The organism is Paraburkholderia sp. BR14320 (assembly GCF_040948665.1).
In the GTDB taxonomy this organism is placed as follows: Bacteria; Pseudomonadota; Gammaproteobacteria; order Burkholderiales; family Burkholderiaceae; genus Paraburkholderia; species Paraburkholderia youngii.
In genome coordinates this window covers 1-4,931 of the sequence record NZ_JBFPKG010000124.1, presented here as the reverse complement: position 1 = coordinate 4,931, position 4,931 = coordinate 1, and the positions used below count along the sequence as shown (strand labels likewise).

The 4,931-nt window shown below is 64.4% G+C and carries 5 protein-coding genes and 1 pseudogene; 5 read left to right on the top strand and 1 reads right to left on the bottom strand.

The genetic code is table 11. The annotated features are described in order from the left end of the window. The first annotated feature begins 40 nt into the window (after window positions 1-40). From AB3X89_RS38885 to sctT, 5 genes are read left to right on the top strand one after another with little or no spacing between them, the layout of a single operon-like run. The gene (locus tag AB3X89_RS38885) at window positions 41-913 is read left to right on the top strand and encodes a type III secretion protein HrpB4 (protein ID WP_368587896.1); all 873 of its coding nucleotides are present in this window, start codon (window positions 41-43) and stop codon (window positions 911-913) included. Beyond that, complete coding sequence (gene sctL, locus AB3X89_RS38880) at window positions 898-1,746, top strand: type III secretion system stator protein SctL (protein ID WP_368587895.1); 849 nt, start codon at window positions 898-900, stop codon at window positions 1,744-1,746. The genes AB3X89_RS38885 and sctL overlap by 16 nt, the downstream gene beginning before the upstream one ends. After that, a complete protein-coding gene (gene sctN / locus AB3X89_RS38875) occupies window positions 1,743-3,146 on the top strand; it encodes a type III secretion system ATPase SctN (protein ID WP_368587894.1) in 1,404 nt (467 codons plus the stop codon). The genes sctL and sctN overlap by 4 nt, the downstream gene beginning before the upstream one ends. Window positions 3,147-3,150: 4 nt before the next feature. Further along, complete coding sequence (locus AB3X89_RS38870; protein ID WP_368587893.1) at window positions 3,151-3,690, top strand: type III secretion protein; 540 nt, start codon at window positions 3,151-3,153, stop codon at window positions 3,688-3,690. Between the two features lie 42 nt (window positions 3,691-3,732). Continuing rightward, window positions 3,733-4,548, top strand: coding sequence for a type III secretion system export apparatus subunit SctT (sctT, locus tag AB3X89_RS38865; RefSeq protein ID WP_368587892.1), 816 nt, complete (start codon window positions 3,733-3,735; stop codon window positions 4,546-4,548). Window positions 4,549-4,647: 99 nt separating this feature from the next. Here the strand turns inward: sctT and AB3X89_RS38860 are convergent. Continuing rightward, a pseudogene (locus tag AB3X89_RS38860) lies at window positions 4,648-4,796 on the bottom strand (IS6 family transposase); the annotation flags it as partial. Window positions 4,797-4,931 lie beyond the last annotated feature (135 nt).

The following is a 4,931-nucleotide window of genomic DNA, read 5'->3' as shown; positions in this document are numbered from 1 at the left end:
ATTCGCGGATTTACGCCCGTATCAAGGCGCTCGCCGGCAAATGGCGGCGAGCAAAGCCGTCTTCGGCTGCGTGATGGCGGCATCCACGGTTTCTTTGTCCACAACTGCGGCCTCGGGGCGCATGGCGCTGGCGGCGCCTCGTGCGGTCTCTTGTGTCGCTGCCGCACGCACCGCTGCCGCGCTCGGCGCGTGGCAGCGAAATGCAAGCGAGGCCGCGCACTGGGCGCATCCGTCGTGGTGGGCGCCGGCGCTCGATCTGCCCGCCGCCGTTATATCCGCGTCATTTGGCGCATTGCGTGAAGTGCTGGCGGGCGCGCAAGCCGACTCGCTTGCCGCGTGCTCATGGGCGCTGCTGCAGGCGGTGGGCGCGGCCAGACCAAAGTTCGACGGCTTGCGTGCGCCGGATCCCGCCGTACTCGACGCATTGCCGGTGGGTGACGGCCTGCGCGTGTTGCGCATGCGCGCGCTGCTATGGCGTCGCGCCGAAGTGCGGCGTCTGATAGACAAACAGAGCCGCCTGCGTCTCGCGCAATGGGTTGGCGTGCCGCTGGAGCGGCTGAGCGCCGCGCCGCGGCAAGGCGCGGCTCACGCCCCGGCGGCTCATGTTTTAGCCAACGAGACGGATGTGGCGCGCCTCGTCGCGCGTGGACAGGTGCCTGCGCTCGAACAGATCGACGAAGAAGGGCTCGCCTGTGAGGGCTATGCGCTGATCGCGCGGAACATGCATGAGGCGGGACAGTCCGCCATGCCTGCTCGCGAGCCTCGCCCATGCTCATTATTGCGTCTTGCGTTGCCGCGCGACATGCCGCCATGGCCAGGCGCGGGTGTACCTGATTTCGACGGGAGCGGCACCGCGCTGTTCTTTGCGCATCTTCCCGAACTGGTTCCGGAGTGGGCATGGCTATTTGGTTGAGATCGGACCGGCTGCTGGGCGCGGACGGCGGCGGGCATGTCGGCGCACATGCGGATGTCGTGCCGCCCGCCGCCTTCGGGGTGATGATGGACCTAGACGCCGCCTACGCGCAACTCGCCGACGATCGCGCGGCGACGATCGCCGCCGCGCGCGACGAGGCCGCGACGATCGTCGCCGCGGCCCATGCAGAAGCGGAAACGATTCGCGATGTCGCGCGCGACGAGCATAAACTCGCCGGCAGGCGCGGTTACCGCGACGGCGAGCAGCGTGCGCTGGCCGACTGGATTGAGCGGCTCGCGGAAGTCGGTGCCGTACAACGCCGGGCGCAACTGAAAATGCGCGAGCGGCTCGCGAGCATCATTACCGTGGCCGTCGAACAGATCGTCCGCGTGCAGCACGCCGATCAGCTATTCGAGCGGGCGCTATCGACGGTGGACCGCATCGTCGGGGGCGCGACCTGGCTGCGCGTTGCGGTGAGCCCGGTCGACTACGACAAGGCTTGTGTTGCGTTCGAACGGCTCTGCGCGCGCTGGCGCGATCTCGGCAGGCCGTTTCCGCTGTCGGTTATCGCGGACAAGCGGCTTGCACCCGGCAGTTGCCTGTGTGAGTCTGATTTCGGCGCAATCGACGCAGGCCTCGCGACGCAAATGCGGGCGATGCGGCTTGCGGTCTCGCGCGCACTAAAGCAGACGGCAAGGGAACTGGACGGACCCTTGCCGTATGGGGCCACAGCAGTGGCCAATGCGCCGGCAATAGAAGAAGCAAGGGCGGGCCACCACACCGCTGAACTCGCCGATACGGGGGACGGCCACAACGACGAGGGCTGGCGATGACCTCGCTGCGCGGGGCCGGCATAGGCCGCACCGGCCATAAGTACGACGTCGACGACCCCGACGACGTTCTGCTCACACTCTTCGATGCGCAGCGTCTTACCAATGCGATCGAACAGGAAATCTTGTCGACAGAGGGCATCGCGCGGACCGGCAAGGTGCTCGAGGTTATCGGCACGCTCGTCAAGGTAGCCGGGCTCGATGTGACGCTTGGAGAGCTGTGCGAGCTGCGCACGCCGAACGGACAATTACTTCAGCATGGTGAGGTAATCGGCTTCACACGCGATGTCGCACTTCTGTCGCCGTTCTCGCGGCTCGCCGACATTTCGCGCTCGACGCGCGTTGTGGGACTCGGCCGTTCGCTGATGGTGCCGGTTGGGGACGCGTTACTGGGGCGCGTAATCGATAGCCTCGGCGAGCCGATCGACGGACTCGGGCCGCTTCACAGCAGCGAACACCGCCCGGTGTTCGCGAATCCGCCTTCCCCGATGAGCCGGCGCATGATCGACACGCCGCTTGCCACCGGCGTGCGCGTCATCGACAGCATGATGACGCTCGCCGAAGGGCAGCGCATGGGCATTTTTGCGCCGGCGGGCGTGGGCAAGAGCACGTTGCTCGGCATGTTCGCGCGCGGGGCGCAATGCGACGTGACCGTGGTCGCGCTGATCGGCGAGCGGGGCCGCGAAGTGCGCGAGTTCGTTGAACTGATTCTCGGTGCCGAGGGCATGGCGCGGTCTGTCGTTGTCTGCGCGACGTCGGACCGCTCCTCGATCGAGCGCGCGAAGGCCGCGTACGTGGCGACCGCGATAGCGGAGCACTTTCGCGACCGCGGGCAGCGCGTGCTGCTGATGATGGATTCGCTCACGCGTTTTGCGCGTGCGCAGCGCGAAATCGGCCTGGCAGCCGGGGAGCCGCCCGCCAGGCGCGGCTTCCCACCATCGATCTTCGCCGAGCTGCCGCGGTTACTTGAACGCGCCGGCATGGGCGAGGAGGGCTCGATCACGGCGCTCTATACGGTGCTCACCGAGGACGAGTCGGGCAACGATCCGATCGCCGAGGAAGTGCGCGGGATCGTCGATGGACACATGATTCTGTCGCGCGAAATCGCCGAAAAAAACCAGTACCCCGCAATCGACGTGCTCGCGAGTCTCTCGCGGGTGATGCCGCAAGTCATGGCCGACGACTATGTGCGTGCGGCGGGCCGGCTGCGCGAACTGCTGTTCAGGCATCGCGAGGTCGAGCTACTGTTGCAGATAGGCGAATATCAGGAGGGCGGCAACCCGCTTGCCGACGAGGCGATTCGCAAGATCGACGCGATCCGCGCCTTCTTCAATCAGGCGACCCACGAATTCGCCGCGCCGCAGGACACTGAGGCGCGGCTGTTCCAACTGGCGAACGGCTGATCCAATGAGCGCGCCGCAAAATCCCGGGAAAACACGTCGTCGCGTGGCCGCGCTGCAAGTGACATGCGGCCGCCACGAGCGGCTCGAGCGTCGCCTGCAGGCAGGCGTGATGGCCGCGCGCGAAGCGCATGCCGAGGCACTCGCGCAGCGTGACGCTCAACTCGCGCGCACCGAAACGGAACGCGAGCAGTTGCGCAGCTTCCAGGCAAGGATGGCGCAGATTATGACAGGCGGCGCCGCGTTCCAGTTGGCCGATCTCAATGCGACGATGCGCTATGCAGATGTCGTCGCCGTGCGTGTCCAGCAGATGGAAGGCGAACTCGCCGCGCTCGACACGCTGTTGCGCAGCAAGGCCAATGACCTCGCTGCGGCCATCCGCGCGATCACGCGAAATAGCAATCGCATTGATGTATGCAGAGCGCGCATCGCCGGGTTGCGCCTCGTGCTAGATCTCCACGCAGCGGATGTCGGCGACGAGGAGGCCGAAGAAGCCGCGCTGGCCCGTCTGTGTTCTTCTTCGCGTGGGCAGGACGCGGTGGTATGACGGCGTCGACGCAGCGGTTTTCTAGTGATTAGCGATTCCATAATGTACGACACCCTTACGACGCTGCCGCAGTTCGGCGCCACGCTGGTTCGTTCGCTGACGGTGCTCGGCGTGTGCTCGGTGCGGCTCTTCGTGATGCTCTACCTGTTTCCGCCTACCGCAGACGGCATCCTGCCAGGCATGGTGCGTAATGGCATGGTGCTGCTGTTCAGCTCGTTTATTGCTTATGCCCAGCCAGTTTCGCTGTATTCGTCGCTGACCGGCACGGCGTTCTTCGTCATTGGCCTGCGCGAAGCGGTCATCGGCTTGGTGCTGGGTTTTGCTGCGTCCACAGTGTTCTGGGTGGCGGAAGGAGCCGGCATTTACGTCGACGATCTGGCCGGCTACAACAACGTGCAGATCACCAACCCTCTGCGCGAGGGGCAGTCCACGCCCACTGGAACACTTCTCATGCACGTGGCGAGCGTCGCGTTCTGGACCTTTGGCGGCATGACATTCCTGCTCGGCGCGCTTTACCAGTCGTATCACTGGTGGCCGCTCAGCGCGGCGACGCCGGTGCCCGCCAACGTGCTGGAAAGCTTCGTGCTGCAACAGACGGATTCACTGATGCAGACCACTGCGAAGCTTGCCGCGCCGATGATGCTGATGCTGCTGCTCGTAGATTTCGCGTTCGGTTTCGCGGCGAAGTCGGCGCAGAAACTCGAGCTTATGATGCTCAGTCAGCCGGTGAAGGGCGCGCTCACTGTGATGATGCTTGCGCTGTTTGTCGGCATTTTCGTCGACCAGGTTCGCGATCAGCTCGTGCTGTCGGGTCTCGCCGAACAGTTGCGCATGATTGTCGGCGCGCTCCGCAAATAACTCGCTTCTATCGCGCTAAGGGCGTTGTCTGTTGCAGGAGATAGGTTCTGTAGCGGTAACGATGGCAGGCCAAGCCTGTTCCCATATAGATGGGACTGCTTATGTCACCAGCGAGTAGAACTGAGCGGCTGCCGTTCGGTCATCGCCGTCGTTTTCATCTGCCCCTTGCGAATCATATGCATCACCTCAATACCAGAGAGAATGATGCGCGCACACCGAAAATCCTTGAAGCTCGTCATCGGATCTGATGAGGATCTGGTGCAAATCGAGCGGGGGCGAATCGGTTAAGGTGTCGGGCTGAACGAATTGGGAACCGACGATGAGCAAGCTGAAAAGCCTGGACGAACTGTTCGCAGGCCGTCACTTTGACCGCGATGTGATCA